The organism is Flavobacterium sp. HSC-61S13, assembly GCF_024171535.1.
Taxonomy (GTDB): Bacteria; Bacteroidota; Bacteroidia; order Flavobacteriales; family Flavobacteriaceae; genus Flavobacterium.
Genome location: NZ_JALJZV010000005.1, coordinates 169532 through 189470, shown reverse-complemented (window position 1 = coordinate 189470; position 19939 = coordinate 169532). Strand labels below are relative to the sequence as shown.

Below are 19939 nucleotides of genomic sequence, written 5' to 3'. Positions count from 1 at the left end.
TTTCGTCATATGTAATTAAGCTAGTTTGTAAGATGAATTATTTAGTAGCTTTTACATGAAGTTTTATTAGGATATCATCGTTGATCGCTTTGTCTCCTAAGTTGTCAAAAACAGAATTAGAATTGAAAGAGATGTTCCATTGTGTTCTGTTGATAGCGAACTCATCAGCGTGAATCATTACTTCCTTGTCAGTAACGGTAATCATTGCTGGGAATTTGATCGCTTTAGTAACATCTTTTAATGTTAAGTTACCAGAAACAATACTTTTTCCATTTTCTTCTGTGATAGAAGTGATTTCAAAAGTTCCTTGTGGATATTTATTTACATTAAAGAAATGATCTGTTGCTTCTTCTTTACCCGTTCCTTTTAAATGTGCTTCTAAGTCTTCTTTTCCGTCTCCAGCTTTAAGATCTTCAACAGCTATCGATTTCATATCAAAAACGATTTTACCATTTTCGATTTTACCGTCTTTCACATTGATTTCACCGTTAGCAATAGTAATGGTTCCGTGGTGTTTACCTCCAGTTAATTTGGATCCAGTCCATTCTACTTTAGATTCAGCAGCAGCAATAGAAAAAGGTGTAGCGTCTTTCGAAGCTTCAGTACTTTCAATAGTATCAGTAGTATCTACCGTGTTTTTAGGATCGTTTTTACATGCTGTCAAACTTAAAGCAGCAAAGGCAAATAAAGTAATTACATTTTTTTTCATAGTTAAATTTGATTTTATTTATAGCAAACATATCAATTAATTATCAATTTTCCTTTAAAAAAAAGCAAAAATCGAGGGCTTAATGTTTTTATAATATACAGTTGGGAGCGGGCATCGTGTCAAAATGGCACGACCAATCAAATTGGCAGTACTTTTGCATAGTAGCAATGTAAATATAATAGAAAAAAATAAAAGTTGATAATATGAGCACTGAAAACAAAGACATGAATAGAGATCAAGAAGAGGTGGTTCAAGAAGTAAATACTGTAGAGAACCTCGATGATAATCAAGATGTTGAAGTAACTGAGTTAATTGTTGAAGAAGAATTAGCAAAGGAGAAAGATAAGTTTTTAAGACTATTTGCAGAATTTGAAAACTATAAAAAACGTACTTCTAGAGAACGTATGGAGCTTTTTAAAACTGCCAATGAGGAAGTTTTGGTTGCCTTATTGCCAGTTTTGGATGATTTTGACAGAGCTTTGATCGAAATGGCAAAAATAGAAAGTCAAGAGAATCTGGTAGGAGTTTCTTTGATCTCCAATAAATTCCGTGATATATTATCTTCAAAAGGCTTAACAGAAGTTCCTTTGGTAATAGGAGATGCTTTTAGCGCAGATCAAGCGGAAGCGATTACTCAGATTCCAGCTGGAGATAAAATGAAAGGTAAAATAGTAGATGTAATTGAAAAGGGATATCAATTGGGTGATAAAATCATTCGATTCCCGAAAGTTGTTATCGGACAATAAAATTTAGATTACATCATAAAATAGTAGATTTCAAATGAAACAAGATTATTACGAAATATTAGGTATTGATAGAAGCGCAGATGCCGCTGCGATTAAAAAAGCTTATCGAAAAAAAGCGATTGATCATCATCCTGATAAAAATCAGGGCGATGCTACAGCTGAGGAGAAATTTAAGCTAGCAGCAGAAGCTTACGAAGTTTTAAGTGATCCAGATAAGAAAGCGCGTTATGACCAATATGGACATGCGGCCTTTGAAGGTGGCGGTGGATACGGCGGCGGCGGCGGTAATCATATGAATATGGATGATATCTTTAGTCAGTTTGGAGATATTTTTGGAGGTGGTGGTTTCGGCGGCTTCGGCGGCGGTGCCCAACAACGAAGAGTTAAAGGTACCAGTTTGCGTATTAAGGTCAAATTGACTTTGGAAGATATCGCTAATGGCGTTGAGAAAAAGGTTAAGGTAAAAAGAAAAGTACAAGCAAAAGGGGTGACTTTTAAAAGCTGTCCAACTTGTAACGGTACTGGGCAAGTTACTAAGATCGCCAATACCATTTTAGGTAGAATGCAAACTTCAGCACCTTGTCATGTTTGTGGTGGAGCTGGTCAAATCTTGGATAGTAAACCAGCAGGTGCTGATGCACAGGGAATGGTGATGGACGAGGAAACCGTTTCAATCAAAATTCCTGCCGGTGTAGTTGATGGTATGCAATTAAAGGTTTCTGGTAAAGGAAACGAAGCTCCAGGTAGCAATAGTGTACCTGGTGATTTAATCGTTGTCATCGAAGAAGTCGAGCATGAGAAATTAAAACGTGAAGGAGAAAATATACATTATGATCTGTACATCAGTTTTGCAGAAGCAGCCTTAGGCGGTTCTAAAGAAATTGAAGCAGTCAATGGACGAGTGCGAATCAAACTCGAAGAGGGGATTCAATCTGGAAAAATCCTTCGATTAAAAGGTAAAGGTTTGCCTAGCGTAAATCGCTACGGTACGGGTGATTTATTAGTCCATGTTAACGTATGGACGCCTAAAACACTAAATAAAGAACAAAAAGAATTTTTCGAAAAGATGAAGGATCACGAAAATTTCGTGCCACATCCCGGAAAGTCTGACAAATCTTTTTTTGAAAAAGTAAAAGAAATGTTTTCGTAATATGGAAAAAAAGTTTTATATTTGGACAACACTTATAAAACGGTGGATTTTCTTTTTCATAGCAATTTTTCCCATCCTTATTTATTTTTAAATAAGGATGGGTTTTTTTTGGACTTTTCGATTTGGTTTACACTACTTATTCTAAATATAGATAAAAAAAACTACTTTTACAAAATAAACTTACGCGCATAATGAATCCCATATTAGAAGTTCAAAATGTTGTTAAACGATATGCCGACAAAACGGCTTTAAATCAGGTATCATTAAGTATACCAAAAGGAAGTATTTACGGGTTACTTGGACCAAATGGTGCAGGTAAAACTTCGTTGATTCGAATCATCAACCAAATCACCCTACCCGATGAAGGACAGATACTGCTAGACGGCGAAATCCTTGCTCCCAAACACATTAAACACATTGGTTATATGCCCGAAGAACGCGGCTTGTATAAGACTATGAAAGTAGGGGAACAAGCTTTGTATTTGGCCCAATTAAAAGGACTTACTAAGGAGGAAGCCAAAAAACAACTCGAATATTGGTTTGAGAAACTAGAGATACAAGGCTGGTGGAACAAAAAAATACAGGAGCTATCGAAAGGGATGGCACAGAAAATTCAATTCGTAGTTACCGTATTACATCAACCTAAATTATTGATTTTTGATGAACCTTTTTCTGGATTTGATCCGGTGAATGCCAACATTATTAAGGATGAGATTCTCGAATTGCAAAGAAAGGGATCCACGATCATTTTCTCAACTCACCGTATGGAAAGCGTGGAAGAAATGTGTGACCATATTGCTTTAATTCATCAGTCCAATAAATTGATTGAAGGGAAATTAGTCGATGTAAAAAAACAATTTAGAACCAATACCTATCAAGTTGGGATAATTTCTAGCCAAGTCGAAAAATTAATGTTTGATTTAACCCAACATTTCACCGTTTCTCAGACGAGCTTTAAATCACTGAACAACGAATTGCAATTGGAAATCGAATTGGGCAAATCAGCGCCAAATGATTTGCTTCAGATTTTAGTACTCAATGGTCAAGTAACCCATTTTGTAGAGAAAATACCTACTGTAAATGACATTTTTATCCAAACTGTAAGTTAATATAATGAGTATTCTAACTTTAATAATAAAAAGAGAATTTATTGCCAAAGTGCGCAATAAATCTTTTATCGTGATGACTTTTTTAAGTCCGGTTATATTTGTGCTATTGTCTTTTTTAATCGCGTACCTCAGTACGATGAAAGCCGATGTTAAAAAGATTGCTATACACGACGAGACTGGATATTTTGTAGATCATTTTGAGAATACAGAACAGTATGAATTCCAAAACTTATCGGCTATTGATATTAAAATCATCAAAGACAGTATCAGTTCAGAGGCCTATGAAGGACTGTTGTATATTCCTAAAACAACTAATATTTCTGATTTAGAGAAAGGAATCCAATATATTTCGAATGAAAGCCCAAGTATTGGTTTTATCACAAAAATAGAAGGGGTAATCGCCAATGAAATCACGACCTATAATGTGATGAAATCAGGCATGGATTTAAAATTAATCGAGTCCACGAAAGCAAAGGTCGATTTGACTTTAGAAAAAGCTTCGGGTGAGGCCACTGTAAAAGGCTTGAATGAAATGAAAATCATTATAGGGGGCTTGTTTGGTTACCTTATTATGATGTTTATAATTATCTACGGCAATTTGGTGATGCGAAGTGTTATCGAAGAAAAAACCAATAGAATTATAGAGATTATCATTTCGTCCGTTAAGCCGTTTCAGTTGATGATGGGGAAAATTATTGGGACTTCGATGGCCGGTATTTTGCAGTTTTCGATTTGGGCCATCATTGGAGGTTTCTTATTGTTTGTCATATCAGCAGTATTTGGCATTAATGCAACGACTAATGTAGCTAATGTTCCTCTGGATGGGGTGGTGTCTGAAAGTGCCATCTTAAATGCGCAAAACTATCTGACAGAATTTATGAACCTTCCGATTTTTTCGATGGTTTGTTATTTCTTTTTGTTTTTTATAGGTGGGTATTTCTTGTATAGTTCACTGTATGCCGCAATTGGGGCCGCTGTGGATAGTGAAACCGATACCCAACAGTTTTTACTGCCGATTATGTTACCTTTGATGTTGGGAGTTTATGTGGGATTCTTTACGGTAATCAACAATCCTCATGGAACGGTGGCTACGGTTTTTTCGATGATACCATTTACCTCGCCGATCGTTATGTTGATGCGTATTCCATTTGGAGTGCCGTGGTGGCAGATCGCTATTTCCTTACTAATTTTGTTTGGAACTTTCTTTTTGGTAGTTTGGTTTGCTGCTAAGGTTTATAGAATTGGTATTTTGATGTACGGAAAACGTCCATCGTGGAAAGAATTGTATAAATGGTTGAAATATTAAGTTGACCACTTAAAAAAAATATATTTTCTAATACAACAAAGAATGATGTCAAAAATATCTAAAATATTAATTATAGAAGATGAGGCCTCGATAAGACGTGTGTTAACACGTATCCTTACGGAGGAGAATGAAAACTATAAAGTTGATGAAGCGGAAGATGGACTAATTGGACTGGAGAAAATTCAAGCAGAAGATTACGATTTGGTCATTTGTGATATTAAAATGCCGAAAATGGACGGTGAGGAAGTCTTGATCGAAGTCAAAAAAATCAAACCTGAGATTTCGATGATTATGATTTCTGGACACGGTGATTTGGAAACCGCGGTCAATACGATGCGCCTCGGTGCCTTTGATTATATTTCAAAACCACCGGACTTAAATCGCTTGCTCAATACGGTACGGAATGCTTTAGACAATAAACATCTGGTTGTAGAAAATAAAATTCTAAAAAAGAAGGTCAGTAAAAACTACGAGATTATCGGAGAGAGTAAAGTCCTTGGTCAGATCAAAGAGATGATTGAGAAGGTAGCTCCTACTGATGCGAGGGTTTTGATTACTGGTGCCAATGGTACGGGAAAAGAACTAGTAGCGCACCAATTGCATGAAAAAAGCGAGCGAGCTGCTTTTCCATTAATCGAAGTGAATTGTGCTGCGATACCATCGGAATTGATCGAAAGTGAGTTGTTTGGACACGTCAAAGGCGCTTTTACCTCAGCGGTAAAGGATAGGGCTGGTAAATTTGAGGCAGCAAACAAGGGCACGATCTTTTTGGATGAGATTGGAGATATGAGTCTTTCAGCTCAGGCAAAGGTTTTAAGAGCTTTGCAGGAAAACGTAATTAGTAGAGTAGGCGCAGATAAAGATGTTAAGATAGATGTTCGGGTTATCGCTGCCACGAACAAAGATTTAAAACGTGAGATTGAAGAAGGAAGATTCCGAGAGGATTTATACCATCGATTAGCGGTTATCTTAATCAAGGTTCCGGCTCTAAACGACAGGAGAGAGGATATTCCGTTGTTGATAGAACATTTCTCTGAAAAAATTGCTGTAGAATACGGTACTTCGGCAAAGTATTTTCAGCCTGAAGCCATCGCTTTATTACAGGAATACGATTGGACCGGAAACATAAGAGAACTGCGCAATGTCGTAGAACGATTGATTATTTTAGGTGGAAAAGAAATTTCCAAAGAAGACGTACAGTTATTTGCAAGTAAATAGATAAAATGAAATTAAAAAAGATTAATATAGAGTTAGAGGAGGCGTTGGTTGGTCTTTCTTTAGTAGAACCTACGGCTTTGCAAAAGGAAAGCTTTAGCGTGATTAAAAGTGGTGTAGATGTGATGGTTGTGGCACCTACGAGAGAGGGTAAATCACTGGCCTTGGCTATCAGCGTTATTCAGAAATTGGATAAAGCACATTTAATAGCTACTCGCGCTTTAGTCGTTGTTAAAGATAAAGAGCAAGTTCTGGAAATGACTGCGCTTTTCGAAAAGTTAACCAAACGCATGGATTTAAGGGTCTATGGGGTACACAACAATACCGATTTGGACAACGACAAAAATATGCTTTCGGAAGGGAATGATATTTTGATTGGTACCATGGAAAAATTAAACAGTATGTTTAGTTCGGCAGGATTCGATGTCAATCAATTGAAAATGTTTGTGGTGGATGATGTGGATGAACAGTTGAAAATGCGATTGGAGCCTAAATTCTTAAGAGTCTCAGAAAGTATTGGTAAAACACAGAGAATCTATTTCTCGACGATTGTTGATGAGCGCGTAGAATCTTTTGTTGACAAAACCTTGACAGAGGATGCTGTATGGCTTCAATATGAATAAAGCATAAAAAAACCGGTCTTCATTGAAGACCGGTTTTTTTATGTGTTAATACTATGTAGTAACTGGTGGACCAGGTACTGGTCCAGTTGGTGGTGTCACTGGTGGAACCTTTGGTTTGGTATTTTCCATTGGAATTTCAGTCTCCAGAATTTCTGGATCTGCATTGGGAATAATCCAATAGATCAAATAGTTTCCATTGAGATCTTCTTCTCCCTTTCTAAACTTATAGGTAACTACGGATTTATGTAGTTTTATCGTAACATTGTAAATCTCTGCACTCTTAGTCTCCTCAACGATATTGGTCAAATGAGCAAAATTATGGTTGATAATTTTTTCTTGATAACAAGAAGACGTATCGTCTTTTAAAACCTGACATAGATTGAAACTAGAAAATGTAAAACCTTTGATACTGCTTGGGACGGTAATGTTCCATGTACCGTGTGTCCATGCAGGAGGAGTCATTGTAGCGGCTATAGTGGGTACAATTGTATCTGAATCATCGTCACTACTACAGGATATAAATAGAAGCGACATTAAAAGAGTAAGTGTAAGAATTTTTTTCATAATTTATTTTTGAATGGTATGCAAACATATATAAAAATAATGTAAAAAATAATATTTTTTTTAAGGAATTTTTGGGATTTGGGCCAAATGCCGTAAAACGCTTCCTGTGAAAAATAATATTTTATACGGTTTTGTTGAAATTATCTTCTTTTTATGTTGTAAATAAATGAAATATTCGATTTTTTACTTGGCGGATAACTGTTGTTCTTATTGCAATTGTACGGGCTTTAAAAAATTGAAGTTCGATGAGCTAGAACCTATTTGGATGGTATTGAATTTTTATACTGTTTGGGTGAAATCAAGATGGATCCGAAATAAGAAGTCAATTAGAGCATCACTTAGGAGTAATTTCATTAATAGAAGATGATAAAAGGAGGATAATAGGTCGTTTCCATGGAGTAGTAATTGGAATTGGAAAACACGTATACAAAAAAGCGACTGGTTAAGGTCGCTTGGTATTCAGCTTTCTCTTGTCGAAACTAGAAAGGTGTAGGAGGATTTAAAATTGGTACATGCGGTTTGCAATTATTTAAATTGTATCGCTCTATAAATGTTGGAGTTCTTTTATGCTTCATCATAAAGATTTGATCAAAGGTTAGCGGGTTTCTCGCGCCAGGAGGAGAACAATAACGGTTTTCTGTACAATACCATTTTTCGCGTTCAGCTTTTAGTGCTTGAAAATCTCCAGTCGCTGTTTCGCTTCCATAAAGAACTTCTTCTACTCCACAACTGTATATTGCAAGGTACATGTCATTGGCAGGATTGGTAATTTGTGCAAAAGCCCCAAAGGAGAAGCATAACATTCCCAGTAAAAATAATTTTTTCATAATTTGAATATTTGGTTAGCAGTAAATATATAGATTAAAAATAAAAACAGGTTTTTTCTTGTTTATATTTTGATGTTTAACACTAAAATTAACAAAAATTACCGTAAAACTACCTCGTTCTGTTTTTGTGTATATGAATTGATTTTAAATAGAACTTCGCTTAGCGCTAGGTGTGTTAGAAAGGGATTTTTGAGAAGCTAGTCCATGATGTAACGGTAAAAGCGACCGTTTGAGGTCGCTTTTAAAGGGGAATAAATTTTTGTTATTAAATAGTTATAGTAATAAATCCTGACAAACTGTGTCTGATTTCCCGTCTTTTGAAGTTCTAAGCTTAAGCTGTGATTCTTTAATGAATTATTACGACTATGTTCGTTAACCTCGAATAGTATTAAAAGTCGTATTGGGCGCATACTTTAAAAGTGATAGTTCAATATCTTTGCTTTGTACCTGTTCTTTAGTATCTAACCACGAGACATAGGCCATTTTCATTTCCAAGTCAATTTCTTTGATAATCATTTTTGGTCCTCCAGTTTTTAATTGAACCACTTCTCCGGATTTAAAATTATTTTCCATAATATTTCGTTTTTAAGATAATTGTTTTAAATATAGATAAATAATTATGTTTTACTTACGGAAATCCACAATTATGAATTCGAGAAGTGAGTGAAGGGTATCTGGGCTAATTGGGAGAAACAATCATTTTGCTGCTGCAACCTGTAACGTTTAAATCACTTTAACGTCTGTAACAGAAAATGTATGGAAGGAGTCGACAGTAGATAATTTGACCATTGTATACGAATGATTTTATTAAGCGCAGCAGATGAATCAAAGAAAATAGAGGGACTAATGGAGTGATAATTGAATTATTAATGAAATAAATAAAAGCGACCAATTAAGGTCGCTTTTTATTATTAGCGAGGACAGTCATTATCGACTACTCCGGTTTCACAATATATTCGCTGCTTTTCGGCTTTACCTGCGGCATTATAGTTGGCATTATAAATAGTAACAAGAGGTCCGAGCATATCTCCAGTAGAGTTGCCGTTCTCATCACAATTTGATAGTGGATAGATATAGCACTGAGTTACTGGATTGATCGGTTCAGTAGGCTTAATTTGATTGGATTCGGTCTGAGCAAAAGCTCCCATGGAGAATGCAAAAGCTCCCACTAACATTAATTTTTTCATAATTTGACTATTTGGTTAGTCATAAATGTATATAAAAAACACTTCACGAAATTATAGTTTTTGGGTTTTCAGCAAATTTGTGATTGAAATTAACAAAAAATACCGTAAAACTGTTTTTGGTACTTGAATGCAAATAGAATTAATATTAGGGTGTTAAGTAATGAAAAGAGGGGGGGAGACTAGTGGAATGCTACGAATAAAGACCTTAAAAGAATAATTTTAGCGCAAACTGTTTCCCTGAGGTATTGCGGTCTTTTTACGGATGTATGAACTCGTGTTTTTTTGTCAAAAGCAAAAAAAGCGAATGAGTCGGATTTTTGTTAAAATAAAAACACAAATGGAGAATTTACTCTATAAAAAAAGCGGTTTAAGTTTCCTTAAACCGCTTGATGTCCACACTTGGAGTTTGTAGCGAGGACGGGAGTTGAACCCGTGACCTCAGGGTTATGAATCCTGCGCTCTAACCGACTGAGCTACCTCGCCATTTGTGAAGTAAATTACTTCCTTAATGCGGGTGCAAATATAGAACTTATTTTATTACTTCCAAAAAAAATGTTCAAAATTAAATAAAATATTAAAGTTTTTTATTTCTCTTAAAATTGTTTATATTTCCAAAAAAAATTGTACGAATATGAAAATTAAATATGAATTAGAGTTTTCTATAACATCTTCCCCTCAATTACTATATCAATACATCTCTGATCCATCGGGTCTTTCTGAGTGGTTCGCTGATAATGTGAACTCTAGAGGAGAGTATTTCACATTTATTTGGAATGATTCGGAAGAAAAAGCCAAATTAGTCACTAAAAAAACGGATGAAAGAGTCAAATTTAGATGGTTGGATGAAGACGGAAATGATACGGAGTATTATTTTGAAATAAAGATTATCCGCGATGAGATCACTAAAGATGTTTCTTTAGCGATCACTGACTTTTCTGATGAAGATGATGTAGATCAATCCAAGTTATTGTGGGAGAATCAAATTTCAGATTTAAAGCAGGTTTTGGGTTCTGTATAAATAATATTAAACTTATCTTTGTCGAATATTATAGGAGACAATAAATATGATTAATAGTAACGGACAGATTCTTACAGAATCTAATATTACCATAGAAAATAATAGGGCATTTCTTTACGGGGATGCCATTTTTGAAACTATTAAAGTGCTCGATCAAAAAGTACTTTTCTTAGAAGATCATTATTTTCGATTGATGTCTTCCATGCGTATCGTGCGCATGGAGATTCCAATGAATTTTACTATGGAGTACTTCGAAGAGCAAATCTTAGCTATAGTGAATGCACTAGAAGTTAAGGCGGCATCATATAGAGTGCGTTTTACGGTGTTTAGAGATGCGGATGGGCTTTATCTACCTTTATCTAATAAAACGAGTTATATCGCACAAGCCACGCCCTTAGATCAAGCTGTTTATTCTTGGAACAGTGCAGCCTATGAGGTAGAGTTGTATAAAGACTTTTATGTAACCAAACACTTGCTTTCCACCTTAAAAACCAATAACCGCATGATTCAGATCACCGGTAGTATCTTTGCTGCTGAAAATGGTTATGATAATTGTTTGTTGCTGAATGATGAAAAGAATATTGTAGAAGCACTAAACGCGAATGTCTTTGTGATTAAAGACAAGGTGGTTAAAACACCACCGATTTCGGATGGTTGTATTAAAGGGGTTATGCGAAAACAACTCATGGAACTGATTGCAAAAACCGAAGGTTACCAGTTGGTGGAAGAATCCGTATCTCCTTTTGAACTTCAAAAAGCAGATGAAATTTTCTTGTCGAATTGCATAATCGGAATTCAAGCCGTTACCAAATATAGAAAAAAAGAGTTTACCACTGAATTTAGTCAGGAGTTACTGAAAAAACTCAATGCTAAAATTCGATTTTCTTAATTGAGCTCCGGACTTTCCGCAGCATTTGCCCAAATAGCATATTCCTCACCCAGCTCCAACAAGTGGTTTCTCCATAATTCTGTTTGGAGCTGATTGAAAATCTTAGCTTGAAATTTACGATTGTCAACAATCCAATATTCATCTTCGATTTCGTTGTTTAATTGGTCGCAATCCCAACCGCTATAGCCTAAAAAGAAAGTAACGTTATTTTCATTGATCAATCCATCATTGAGTACGCGAACCAGGTCTTCAAAATCCCCGCCCCAAAACAAGTCCTCAGTGATTGGAGTGCTGTCTTGAATCAAATGAGGTACATTGTGTATAAAAAACACCTTATCGGTCTCCACAGGCCCTCCTTTGTATATGCGGAAATCCATGTTGATATACGGGATTAAATCGCTTATTCGAATATTTAAAGGCTTGTTTAGAATAAATCCAACAGCGCCTTCTTTATTGAACTCTGTGATTAAAATCACGGATCTTGAAAAAATGGTATCACCGCTGTTTGTAGAGGGGTACGAGATAAGTACGGTGCCTTTTCGAGGTTCACTTGCTTTCATGTGATAGGGGATTGTCCTATAAAATTAAGAATTTTATGTTCAAAAAACCTTAAAGATTTGTTATAAAAAAAGCCCTACTACTGCAGGGCTTCAAAATATTTTTTAAAGTAAAAATTATTTTTTTCCGTTTACAGAATTTTCAAGTTCTGAACCTGCTTTAAATTTAACTACTTTTTTAGCAGCAATTTTAATTGTATTTCCCGTTTGAGGATTTCTTCCATCTCTTGCTGCTCTGTCAGATATAGACCAAGATCCAAATCCTACTAAAGAAACTTTATCTCCTTTTTTTAATGTGTTCTCAACATTAGATAAAAAAGACTCTAAAGCTTTTTTTGCAGCAGCTTTAGTGATTCCTGCATCTTCTGCTATTGCATCAATTAATTCTGTTTTGTTCATAATAATTTTTTTTAAAAGGTTAATTTTAACTTATCCTACACAAATTTATACGTATTCAGTTACTACGCAAGTATTTTCAAATAATTTATTGCAAATTGTTGATAACTTTTCCCCAATGTTCATAAAAACACTTGCGAGTTTGGGATTTAGTGTAAATATAGTAAAGTTTTATTTAACTTCTGCATTCAAAGTCAATTGAATGCCATTTAATAAATCGGCTGTGAGCATGGGCTTTTTACCGGGAAATTGCAATTTATTTATTTTAATGTACCCATTATCAACGGCAATACGCATTTCTTTTTTTGTACAGACCACACGACCTGTTTTTTCTTGATGCTCTTCCAGTTCAATAGTTGTTTCAAATATTTTGATGTTCCACTCGTCGTTTCCATCTGTTAAAAAACACCAGGCCGCCGGGTAAGGACTCAAACCCCTTACAAGATTATGAATGGTTTCGGCAGATTGATTCCAATCAATTTTACAGTTTTCTTTGTTGAGCTTATAGGCTGTTTTGGTTTCCTCCAGCGTTTGTTTGGTCAATTTTACGTTATCGGAACTGATTAAGTGAAGGGTTTCTATTACCGCTTCACTACCTAAATTCATCAAACGATCGTGCAATTGTCCTGCTGTTTCGTCTGTTTCAATTTCAATTTCCTTTTTTAAAATAATAGCGCCTGTATCTATTTTATCATCGATAAAGAAGGTGGTGACTCCAGTTTTGGTTTCGCCGTTGATAATTGCCCAGTTAATAGGTGCCGCACCGCGATAGTCTGGTAAAAGGGAAGCATGTAGATTGAAAGTTCCCAACGCGGGCATTTTCCATACTACTTCTGGTAACATTCGAAATGCAACAACGATCTGTAAATTAGCATCTAAAGACTGTAATTCTTCTAAAAATGCTTCGGATTTTAAGTTGGTCGGTTGTAAAACGGGTATACCCTTAGAAGTGGCATATTCTTTAACTGCGGAGAGTTTTAATTTTTGACCACGTCCCGCTGGTCGATCAGGAGCTGTGACTACACCTACAATATTATAGTTCTCGCTATAGATGGTATCTAGAATTCCGACAGCAAATTCAGGTGTTCCCATAAAGACGATCCGTAATTTTTTCATTTTATATATGTGTATTTAGTGTTTGGGGTTGGTTTTATTTTGTTTTGCTCGAGCAAATGATTGAGAGACTCTATTAAAAGTGCGGTGTCTATCTGAAGTTGCTCTTCCAATTCTAAGGAAGAATAGTCTTGTTTAGTCAGCAAAGTTAGTATTCTTTCTTCAGTAAGCCTCCGTGTCGCTATCGATCGTTCACTTGCGTTTTTAGACAAACAAGTAGAACACGAGTTGCAATCTTTGGCTAGAATCTCGTCAAAGTAATGAAGTAAAATCTTGTTTTTGCAAACATCCTTGTTTTCCAAATAGAAAATCATCGATTTAAACTGCTTTTCTTTAGTATTGTTTTGTTGTTTTAAATAGTAAAAGGTTCTGTTTAGTGTTTTTTCGTCTTCGCGAGCCTCATTGAAGGTTAAGGTGATATCATTGCTTGCATTTTCGAAGATACAAAGTTCTTTTTTGGTCCAATCTGTTAAGTATTGGTTGATTTTTTCGGAGCTTAAATCCGTCTTTTGAGCCAATTGCTCCAAATTAATCGTCATCATTTGATGGTGAATCCCGGGGTAATTTCTCAAAATGCTCAACAACAAACCTTCTTCTTCATCATGAACCGATAGGAAGTCCAGCAGTTCACTAGTGGAACCTAAGAGTTGTAGTTTGGACTGTTGCCCAAAATCTTGCGATAGGTTAATGATACCTTGACGGTCTAAAAATTGCAACGCATTATAGGTTTGTTTTGCTTTTAACTGGTAGGCATTACAAAATTGATTTAAATTCAAAGAATGTTGGGTGTTGAACCCGTCACCGTAAGCAATTTGGAAATAGTTATTGAGTTTTTTATAGACGAGTTTAAGAAAATCTTTATCAAAGAGGGTTTCTTTAAAGCTGTTTTTGGCATTGTTGATGTCGTTAGGAGCCAAGAGTATACTGGCAAAGGCTTTCTGTCCATTTCTGCCCGCACGGCCAGCTTCTTGATAATAACTCTCTAGGTTTTCAGGAAAATGATAATGGATTACTGTTTTGACGTTGCTTTTGTCAATACCCATTCCAAAGGCGTTGGTGGCAACCATGACTTTGACTTTTTCGTCTAGCCATAGTTTGAGTCTTTTTTTCTTGTCAGAAGTAGCTATGCCACCGTGGAAAAAGTTTGCAGAGAAGTTTTTTTGGTTCAGTTTTTTAGACAGTTCAAAGCAGTCTTTTCTGTTGCGAACATACACGATCGAAGAATACGGGTTTTTGGTTAGAATCCGTTCAAGAGTTACTTCTTTGTTTTCAACTTCATATACTCCATAAATTAGGTTTTCTCGTAAAAAGCTTTTTTTAAAAGTATTGGGATTCTTTAATCCCAGATGTGTGCAAATATCTTCTTGAACGCTTTGATTAGCGGTAGCTGTTAAGGCGATAAAGGGAATGTTTGGAAAAAACTCTTTGAGTCCAGCTAATTTTAAATAAGCAGGACGAAAATCGTGTCCCCATTGCGATACGCAATGGGCTTCGTCAATAGCGATGCTGTTTAATGGTAATTTTTTAATGCGATCAATCACCCAGTCCTGTTGTAGTCGTTCTGGGGAGAGATACAGCAGTTTGGTGCCTCCAAATTCGCAATTGTCTAAGGTTGCGATAATCTCATCTGTGTGCATACCACCAATAATAGCCGCTGCCTTAATACCTTTGTTACGGAGATTTTTAACTTGATCATCCATCAAGGCCACTAAAGGCGAAATAACCAAACAGAGGCCTGGTTTGACTAATGCTGGAATTTGAAAGCATATACTTTTTCCGCCTCCTGTAGGTAAAAGCACAAAAGTATCGTTATTATCTAAAATCGACTGAATTGCCAAGTCTTGTGGGCTACGAAAAGTATCGTGGTTCCAATATTTTTTTAGAATCTCAAGAGCTTGTTGCATGGGGTGGAGGACATGTTTGGATTGTTGTTATAAAAATACTAAAAATAATAAGGGTTGCAAAATTTTAGTTGCAACCCTTATTCGTGTTATATTTTATTTATTATAAAATCAATTCGATCATTAACCGTGGCTCGGGGTACTTCGATCAATTGGTAGCCATAACTTTCGTAAGTGGAGACCAAATGATGGTGAATGAGTTGAGCTTGTTCAAAATTTTCATATCGAGCCTCATCACTTTCGTAGATGCTTTCCCACGGTGGAAGTAGGAAAATTCGATTGTAGGTGTGTTGCTTACACGCCAAATCAAAGTCGGTTGGATAGCTGTCGCCGATATAATGCATATAGGCTAATACATCAGGTATGCCACGATCGATAAAGACAATTTCATCGGTTTCTTTTGCAGCATTTTCAAATTGCTTGACTCTGCCGTTCAGTAACATTTGACTAAACAATAGAGGGTCTGTTAAGAACAATTGTTCGATGCCTTGCTGTTGTGCTTCAAGGGTTACTTCTCTTGAAATTTCTGGATAACAGATGTATCCTTTCTCAGCTAAACCATTTATTAATGTCGTTTTACCTGATCCGGGACCTCCTATAATTAATACGATTTCTTTGCTCACGTTTTTGAAAATAAGGTGCAAATTTACGACAAATACTTTAGCCGTTAAAATTGTTTTTCAATTAGTGATTTTTTATTTCTTTTTATATCTTTGATTATATATGCGTATATTTGCCTAATATATTTACTATGGATAATAATACAGAAGAGTTCTACAAAAGACTACAAGACGAATTGGATAAAGATACCAGCTGGCCTTCGGAGTATTTGTTTAAATTTATTGTACCATCAAGTTTAGAGAGTGTTGCGATTATTGAAGCATCTTTTGATGGTCAAGATGCGGTTATACTTACCAAAGAATCCAGTACAGGTAAATTTACCAGTGTATCTATACGTGTGGTGATGACTAGTCCACAGCATGTGGTGGATAAATATGTTGAATTCTCTTGTATTGAAGGAATTCTTTCCTTGTAAAATCTTAACATTATATAGATTTCTTGAGCGGTTACATCGAAGGGAGTATAAATGCTTTCGACACAACTTTTCTTTATATAAAATCTATTAATATTTTCTTATAAATAATTTTAGAATGAAATTTAACTCTCAAGCTGCAGTTGCCGAATTGGAATACAATGCAGAAAGAAATCACTTGTTGATCCCTGAATATGGACGTCATTTGCAGAAATTAATTGACCATGTGGTTAAAATTGCAAGCAAAGAAGAGCGTAATAAAGCAGCTCATTATGTAATTGGTATTATGGGGAGTCTTAATCCGCATTTACGTGATGTGCCTGATTTTCAACACAAGCTTTGGGATCAGCTTTTTATGATGTCTGACTTTCGTTTGGATGTGGACTCACCATACCCAATAGCTAGTAGAGAAACAGTTACAATTAAACCGGATCATTTAGAATATCCCCAGAATTTTCCAAAATATCGCTTTTATGGTAACAACATAAAATATATGATTGACGAGGCTAATAAGTGGGATGACGGTGAGATGAAAGATGCTTTAATCATGGTGATTGCCAATCACATGAAAAAAAGTTATTTGAGTTGGAATAAGGATACGGTAAAAGACGAAGTGATATTTGAACATTTATACGAGCTATCCAAGGGGAAGATTAACTTGGTCAAATCGGAAGAAGAATTATCTACAACCTCTGATTTAATTCGTGTAAATAAAAAACAATCCAATAAGACGGTTCATACAAATCCGGCCAAGCCTAAAGCAAAATTTGTTAAAACAAACAACAATACAGTAAATAAAGCCAAAAAAGCTTAAAACCCATTGCATGAGTACATTTGAAATTGAAGGAGGAATTTCTCTTCAAGGAGAGGTAATACCTCAAGGAGCTAAAAATGAAGCATTACAAATTTTATGTGCAGTATTATTAACACCTGAAAAAGTAATAATATCCAATATACCGGATATTATAGATATCAATAAATTGATCAGTTTATTGAAAAAATTGGGTGTGAAAATCGAAAAACTGTCTCCTAATAAAATGTCGTTTCAAGCGGATGAGTTAAAACTCGATTATTTAGAGTCGGAAGATTTTAAAGAAGAAGGCAAATCATTGCGTGGTTCGATCATGTTGGTGGGGCCATTATTAGCGCGTTTTGGTAAAGGATTCATTCCTAAACCAGGTGGTGATAAAATCGGTAGACGCAGATTGGATACGCACTTTGAAGGCTTTATTAGCTTAGGTGCGCGTTTTAGATATAATAAAGAAGAGCATTTTTACGGTGTAGAGGCAGACGAACTTATAGGGACCTATATGTTGTTGGATGAAGCTTCCGTAACGGGAACTGCAAATATACTGATGGCTGCAGTGATGGCTACCGGAAAAACAACAATCTACAATGCGGCTTGTGAACCTTATATTCAACAATTGTGTAAAATGTTGATTAGCATGGGAGCTAAGATATCGGGTGTAGGGTCTAATCTTTTAGAGATTGAAGGTGTTCGATCACTTAATGGATGTGAGCACACTATATTGCCCGATATGATCGAAATCGGTTCTTGGATTGGTTTAGCAGCGATGACGCGAAGTGAAATTACCATTAAAAATGTTGGATGGGATTATTTAGGTGTAATTCCAAGTTCTTTTAGAAAACTGGGTATAACTCTAGAACGTAGAGGAGATGATATCTACATTCCTGCGCATAAAGACGGTTATGAAATTCAAAATTTTATTGACGGATCCATACTTACTGTTTCTGATGCTCCATGGCCTGGATTAACACCCGATTTATTGAGCGTTATTTTAGTAGTCGCGACCCAAGCAAGAGGAGAGATTTTATTGCATCAAAAAATGTTTGAAAGCCGGTTGTTCTTTGTCGATAAGTTAATTGACATGGGCGCTAAGATCATCTTGTGTGACCCGCATAGAGCTGTTATTATTGGGCATGATTTTAAATCGCAATTAAAGGCGACAAAAATGTCATCGCCGGATATCCGAGCAGGTATTTCGTTGTTGATTGCAGCATTATCTGCCAAGGGGACGAGTGTGATCCAGAATATCGATCAGATCGACCGCGGATACGAACGTATTGATGAAAGATTAAGAGCTTTAGGTGCTCGAATTGAACGCGTTTAGCAAATAAAAATATATAGAATAACAAAGGCTATCTGTTTAGATAGCCTTTTTTGTTGGTTGCATTCAACTCAGTTGAATGGATTTTCTTAATTAGAATTTATAACCAGTCGAGAGTTGAAAAACTCTATTGTACGCCTTGTTTTCCAAAGTGAATAAACCTGAGTTTTTATAAATATTAGCCAATCCTAGATTATAGCGGGCGCCAAAGAAAAATCCAGCAGTGTTAAGTTCCAATCCAAAATTCACTCCATAATCGAGTTTGTTAAATAGATCATTCACCTTTGAATTATCAATAATAGCTTGAGGCTGATAACTAGGACTGTCAATGGTAAACTTTGACTTCACTAAGAAACCAATTTGTGGACCAGCCGTGATACTTAGATTTTCTATAGGATAGTATTTAAACATTATGGGGATGTTAATGTAATCTAATTTAAGTGTAGATTCTCCTGAAAAATTGTACCCCATATTTTTTGGTACTTCTTCTTTAGCTCCTTGACTCGAATAAAGCAATTCGGGTTGTATCGAGAATTTTTCATTTAAAGCCGCTTCGATAAAAACGCCACCGTGGAAGCCTACCTTGCCTTTTGTACTGCTTCCATCTTCTTTTAGATTGGCAAAATTTAAACCGAATTTAAAACCAGTATAAACATCTTGTGCAATGGTACTTTGGTGAAATAATCCCGTTGTAAGTAAAATTATAGTAAGGGTAATTTTTTTCATTTGATCGTTGTAAAAGTGATATCAAAAATATTTTATTCCTGTTCGCTAGGAGCAGTATTTGTATTAAAACTTATAACCTAGTGAAATTTGAATAACCTGGTTTTTATAGTTGTTTTCTATACCAATACTTTCTTTGGGAACTTTAGATAAACCCAAGTTGTATCGGGCATCGATAAACATTCCTGACATAAATTCATATCCGACACCGAAGTTGATACCAAAATCGATAGGGTTTAGCTGACTTTTTACATCTGCACTGCTAGCCTTATAAATTTCTAGCTGATCGCTAAAATGGGGATTGGTTGTTGTACCGACATAATCCATTTCAGCCTTGACTAAAAAACCAACTTGCGGACCAGCTTGAATACTAAGACCTTCTAATACGTAGTATTTGGCCATAATAGGTATGTTGATATAGCTTAATTTGAGTTTTGAATCGCCTTTTCCAGACATTGTGACCCCAAAAGCAGTTGTGCTCGCGCTGGAGGATGATTCGGAACCTTGGGCTGAATAGAGCAGTTCCGGTTGTATGGAGAATTTTTCATTGATATAAATTTCAGCTAATCCACCAAGGTGAAAACCGGTATGCAGATCACCATCGGTAAGTTTAGCAAAGTTCGCTCCAGCTTTAAAGCCTATTTTAACATCTGGAGTTTGTGCATAGATAGCACCACTAAATAGTGTACACGCCAGTAGCGTGAAAGTAATTTTTTTCATGTTTTTATTGGGGAAACAATGTGG

23 protein-coding genes and 1 tRNA gene are annotated in these 19939 nt (G+C 35.7%); 11 read left to right on the top strand and 13 right to left on the bottom strand.

Features of this window, described 5'->3' with window-relative positions; all coding sequences use genetic code 11:
• Positions 1-37: 37 nt before the first annotated feature.
• Positions 38-709, bottom strand: a complete 672-nt coding sequence (locus L1275_RS06945; RefSeq protein WP_253471172.1) for a YceI family protein — start codon at positions 707-709, stop codon at positions 38-40.
• Between the two features lie 203 nt (positions 710-912).
• Here L1275_RS06945 and L1275_RS06940 point away from each other — a divergent pair, with 203 nt between their 5' ends.
• The 6 genes from L1275_RS06940 (at position 913) to L1275_RS06915 (ending at position 6858) form a co-directional block, all read left to right on the top strand.
• Positions 913-1455 (top strand): nucleotide exchange factor GrpE, encoded by a 543-nt coding sequence (locus L1275_RS06940; protein ID WP_253471170.1) that lies wholly within the window; start codon positions 913-915, stop codon positions 1453-1455.
• A gap of 34 nt (positions 1456-1489) precedes the next feature.
• Entirely contained in the window at positions 1490-2605 is a 1116-nt protein-coding gene (gene dnaJ, locus L1275_RS06935) for a molecular chaperone DnaJ (RefSeq protein ID WP_253471169.1), read from the top strand.
• Positions 2606-2796: 191 nt separating this feature from the next.
• On the top strand, positions 2797-3714 hold the full coding sequence (locus tag L1275_RS06930; RefSeq protein WP_253471167.1) for an ABC transporter ATP-binding protein: 918 nt from the start codon (positions 2797-2799) through the stop codon (positions 3712-3714).
• A gap of 4 nt (positions 3715-3718) precedes the next feature.
• Positions 3719-5020: an ABC transporter permease gene (locus L1275_RS06925; RefSeq protein ID WP_253471165.1), complete on the top strand. Its 1302-nt coding sequence runs from the start codon at positions 3719-3721 to the stop codon at positions 5018-5020.
• Positions 5021-5074: 54 nt separating this feature from the next.
• On the top strand, positions 5075-6238 hold the full coding sequence (locus L1275_RS06920) for a sigma 54-interacting transcriptional regulator (RefSeq protein ID WP_253471324.1): 1164 nt from the start codon (positions 5075-5077) through the stop codon (positions 6236-6238).
• A 5-nt stretch (positions 6239-6243) separates the two neighbouring features.
• Positions 6244-6858 (top strand): DEAD/DEAH box helicase, encoded by a 615-nt coding sequence (locus tag L1275_RS06915; protein ID WP_253471163.1) that lies wholly within the window; start codon positions 6244-6246, stop codon positions 6856-6858.
• 51 nt (positions 6859-6909) lie between these two features.
• Here L1275_RS06915 and L1275_RS06910 read toward each other — a convergent pair whose 3' ends face one another.
• The 5 genes from L1275_RS06910 to L1275_RS06890 all read right to left on the bottom strand — a co-directional run bounded on the left by L1275_RS06910 (position 6910) and on the right by L1275_RS06890 (position 9919).
• Complete coding sequence (locus L1275_RS06910) at positions 6910-7422, bottom strand: hypothetical protein (RefSeq protein ID WP_253471161.1); 513 nt, start codon at positions 7420-7422, stop codon at positions 6910-6912.
• A gap of 479 nt (positions 7423-7901) precedes the next feature.
• On the bottom strand, positions 7902-8249 hold the full coding sequence (locus tag L1275_RS06905; RefSeq protein WP_253471159.1) for a hypothetical protein: 348 nt from the start codon (positions 8247-8249) through the stop codon (positions 7902-7904).
• 372 nt (positions 8250-8621) lie between these two features.
• Complete coding sequence (locus L1275_RS06900; protein ID WP_253471157.1) at positions 8622-8822, bottom strand: DUF2158 domain-containing protein; 201 nt, start codon at positions 8820-8822, stop codon at positions 8622-8624.
• Positions 8823-9160: 338 nt separating this feature from the next.
• Complete coding sequence (locus L1275_RS06895) at positions 9161-9436, bottom strand: hypothetical protein (RefSeq protein ID WP_253471155.1); 276 nt, start codon at positions 9434-9436, stop codon at positions 9161-9163.
• 409 nt (positions 9437-9845) lie between these two features.
• Positions 9846-9919, bottom strand: a tRNA-Met gene (locus L1275_RS06890).
• Positions 9920-10067: 148 nt separating this feature from the next.
• Between L1275_RS06890 and L1275_RS06885 the strand changes: the two genes are divergently transcribed.
• Both L1275_RS06885 and L1275_RS06880 read left to right on the top strand, forming a co-directional pair.
• Entirely contained in the window at positions 10068-10454 is a 387-nt protein-coding gene (locus L1275_RS06885; RefSeq protein ID WP_219293377.1) for an START-like domain-containing protein, read from the top strand.
• 46 nt (positions 10455-10500) lie between these two features.
• Positions 10501-11343, top strand: coding sequence for an aminotransferase class IV (locus L1275_RS06880; RefSeq protein WP_253471153.1), 843 nt, complete (start codon positions 10501-10503; stop codon positions 11341-11343).
• On the opposite strand, the gene L1275_RS06875 is transcribed toward L1275_RS06880, so the two are convergent.
• From L1275_RS06875 to L1275_RS06855, 5 genes are all read right to left on the bottom strand, one after another.
• Positions 11340-11903: a YqgE/AlgH family protein gene (locus tag L1275_RS06875; RefSeq protein ID WP_253471151.1), complete on the bottom strand. Its 564-nt coding sequence runs from the start codon at positions 11901-11903 to the stop codon at positions 11340-11342. The two genes, L1275_RS06880 and L1275_RS06875, sit on opposite strands and share 4 nt — an antisense overlap.
• A gap of 114 nt (positions 11904-12017) precedes the next feature.
• Entirely contained in the window at positions 12018-12299 is a 282-nt protein-coding gene (locus L1275_RS06870; protein WP_219293381.1) for an HU family DNA-binding protein, read from the bottom strand.
• Positions 12300-12467: 168 nt separating this feature from the next.
• Positions 12468-13412: a methionyl-tRNA formyltransferase gene (gene fmt, locus L1275_RS06865; RefSeq protein WP_253471149.1), complete on the bottom strand. Its 945-nt coding sequence runs from the start codon at positions 13410-13412 to the stop codon at positions 12468-12470.
• Positions 13409-15313: an ATP-dependent DNA helicase RecQ gene (locus L1275_RS06860; RefSeq protein WP_253471147.1), complete on the bottom strand. Its 1905-nt coding sequence runs from the start codon at positions 15311-15313 to the stop codon at positions 13409-13411. The genes fmt and L1275_RS06860 overlap by 4 nt, the downstream gene beginning before the upstream one ends.
• 86 nt (positions 15314-15399) lie before the next feature.
• Positions 15400-15933: an AAA family ATPase gene (locus L1275_RS06855; protein ID WP_253471145.1), complete on the bottom strand. Its 534-nt coding sequence runs from the start codon at positions 15931-15933 to the stop codon at positions 15400-15402.
• Positions 15934-16061: 128 nt separating this feature from the next.
• On the opposite strand from L1275_RS06855, the gene L1275_RS06850 reads away from it, so the two are divergent.
• From L1275_RS06850 to murA, 3 genes are all read left to right on the top strand, one after another.
• Positions 16062-16346 (top strand): DUF493 family protein, encoded by a 285-nt coding sequence (locus L1275_RS06850; RefSeq protein ID WP_253471143.1) that lies wholly within the window; start codon positions 16062-16064, stop codon positions 16344-16346.
• A 115-nt stretch (positions 16347-16461) separates the two neighbouring features.
• Positions 16462-17157, top strand: coding sequence for a DUF4290 domain-containing protein (locus L1275_RS06845; protein ID WP_253471141.1), 696 nt, complete (start codon positions 16462-16464; stop codon positions 17155-17157).
• Between the two features lie 10 nt (positions 17158-17167).
• Positions 17168-18475, top strand: a complete 1308-nt coding sequence (gene murA, locus L1275_RS06840; RefSeq protein WP_253471139.1) for a UDP-N-acetylglucosamine 1-carboxyvinyltransferase — start codon at positions 17168-17170, stop codon at positions 18473-18475.
• Positions 18476-18565: 90 nt separating this feature from the next.
• On the opposite strand, the gene L1275_RS06835 is transcribed toward murA, so the two are convergent.
• Both L1275_RS06835 and L1275_RS06830 read right to left on the bottom strand, forming a co-directional pair.
• A complete protein-coding gene (locus tag L1275_RS06835; RefSeq protein ID WP_253471137.1) occupies positions 18566-19198 on the bottom strand; it encodes a porin family protein in 633 nt (210 codons plus the stop codon).
• 63 nt (positions 19199-19261) lie between these two features.
• Complete coding sequence (locus L1275_RS06830; protein WP_253471135.1) at positions 19262-19915, bottom strand: porin family protein; 654 nt, start codon at positions 19913-19915, stop codon at positions 19262-19264.
• Positions 19916-19939 lie beyond the last annotated feature (24 nt).

Excerpts from the sequence above, each read along its gene's own strand:
- L1275_RS06905 (WP_253471159.1), bottom strand. The coding sequence starts at position 8,249 with ATGAAAAAATTATTTTTACTGGGAATGTTATGCTTCTCCTTTGGGGCT.
- L1275_RS06830 (WP_253471135.1), bottom strand. The coding sequence starts at position 19,915 with ATGAAAAAAATTACTTTCACGCTACTGGCGTGTACACTATTTAGTGGT.
- L1275_RS06930 (WP_253471167.1), top strand. The coding sequence starts at position 2,797 with ATGAATCCCATATTAGAAGTTCAAAATGTTGTTAAACGATATGCCGAC.
- L1275_RS06885 (WP_219293377.1), top strand. The coding sequence starts at position 10,068 with ATGAAAATTAAATATGAATTAGAGTTTTCTATAACATCTTCCCCTCAA.
- L1275_RS06850 (WP_253471143.1), top strand. The coding sequence starts at position 16,062 with ATGGATAATAATACAGAAGAGTTCTACAAAAGACTACAAGACGAATTG.
- L1275_RS06940 (WP_253471170.1), top strand. The coding sequence starts at position 913 with ATGAGCACTGAAAACAAAGACATGAATAGAGATCAAGAAGAGGTGGTT.
- L1275_RS06875 (WP_253471151.1), bottom strand. The coding sequence starts at position 11,903 with ATGAAAGCAAGTGAACCTCGAAAAGGCACCGTACTTATCTCGTACCCC.
- L1275_RS06945 (WP_253471172.1), bottom strand. The coding sequence starts at position 709 with ATGAAAAAAAATGTAATTACTTTATTTGCCTTTGCTGCTTTAAGTTTG.
- L1275_RS06895 (WP_253471155.1), bottom strand. The coding sequence starts at position 9,436 with ATGAAAAAATTAATGTTAGTGGGAGCTTTTGCATTCTCCATGGGAGCT.
- L1275_RS06915 (WP_253471163.1), top strand. The coding sequence starts at position 6,244 with ATGAAATTAAAAAAGATTAATATAGAGTTAGAGGAGGCGTTGGTTGGT.
- L1275_RS06835 (WP_253471137.1), bottom strand. The coding sequence starts at position 19,198 with ATGAAAAAAATTACCCTTACTATAATTTTACTTACAACGGGATTATTT.
- L1275_RS06925 (WP_253471165.1), top strand. The coding sequence starts at position 3,719 with ATGAGTATTCTAACTTTAATAATAAAAAGAGAATTTATTGCCAAAGTG.
- L1275_RS06880 (WP_253471153.1), top strand. The coding sequence starts at position 10,501 with ATGATTAATAGTAACGGACAGATTCTTACAGAATCTAATATTACCATA.
- L1275_RS06845 (WP_253471141.1), top strand. The coding sequence starts at position 16,462 with ATGAAATTTAACTCTCAAGCTGCAGTTGCCGAATTGGAATACAATGCA.
- L1275_RS06860 (WP_253471147.1), bottom strand. The coding sequence starts at position 15,313 with ATGCAACAAGCTCTTGAGATTCTAAAAAAATATTGGAACCACGATACT.
- L1275_RS06870 (WP_219293381.1), bottom strand. The coding sequence starts at position 12,299 with ATGAACAAAACAGAATTAATTGATGCAATAGCAGAAGATGCAGGAATC.
- L1275_RS06910 (WP_253471161.1), bottom strand. The coding sequence starts at position 7,422 with ATGAAAAAAATTCTTACACTTACTCTTTTAATGTCGCTTCTATTTATA.
- fmt (WP_253471149.1), bottom strand. The coding sequence starts at position 13,412 with ATGAAAAAATTACGGATCGTCTTTATGGGAACACCTGAATTTGCTGTC.
- L1275_RS06900 (WP_253471157.1), bottom strand. The coding sequence starts at position 8,822 with ATGGAAAATAATTTTAAATCCGGAGAAGTGGTTCAATTAAAAACTGGA.
- dnaJ (WP_253471169.1), top strand. The coding sequence starts at position 1,490 with ATGAAACAAGATTATTACGAAATATTAGGTATTGATAGAAGCGCAGAT.
- murA (WP_253471139.1), top strand. The coding sequence starts at position 17,168 with ATGAGTACATTTGAAATTGAAGGAGGAATTTCTCTTCAAGGAGAGGTA.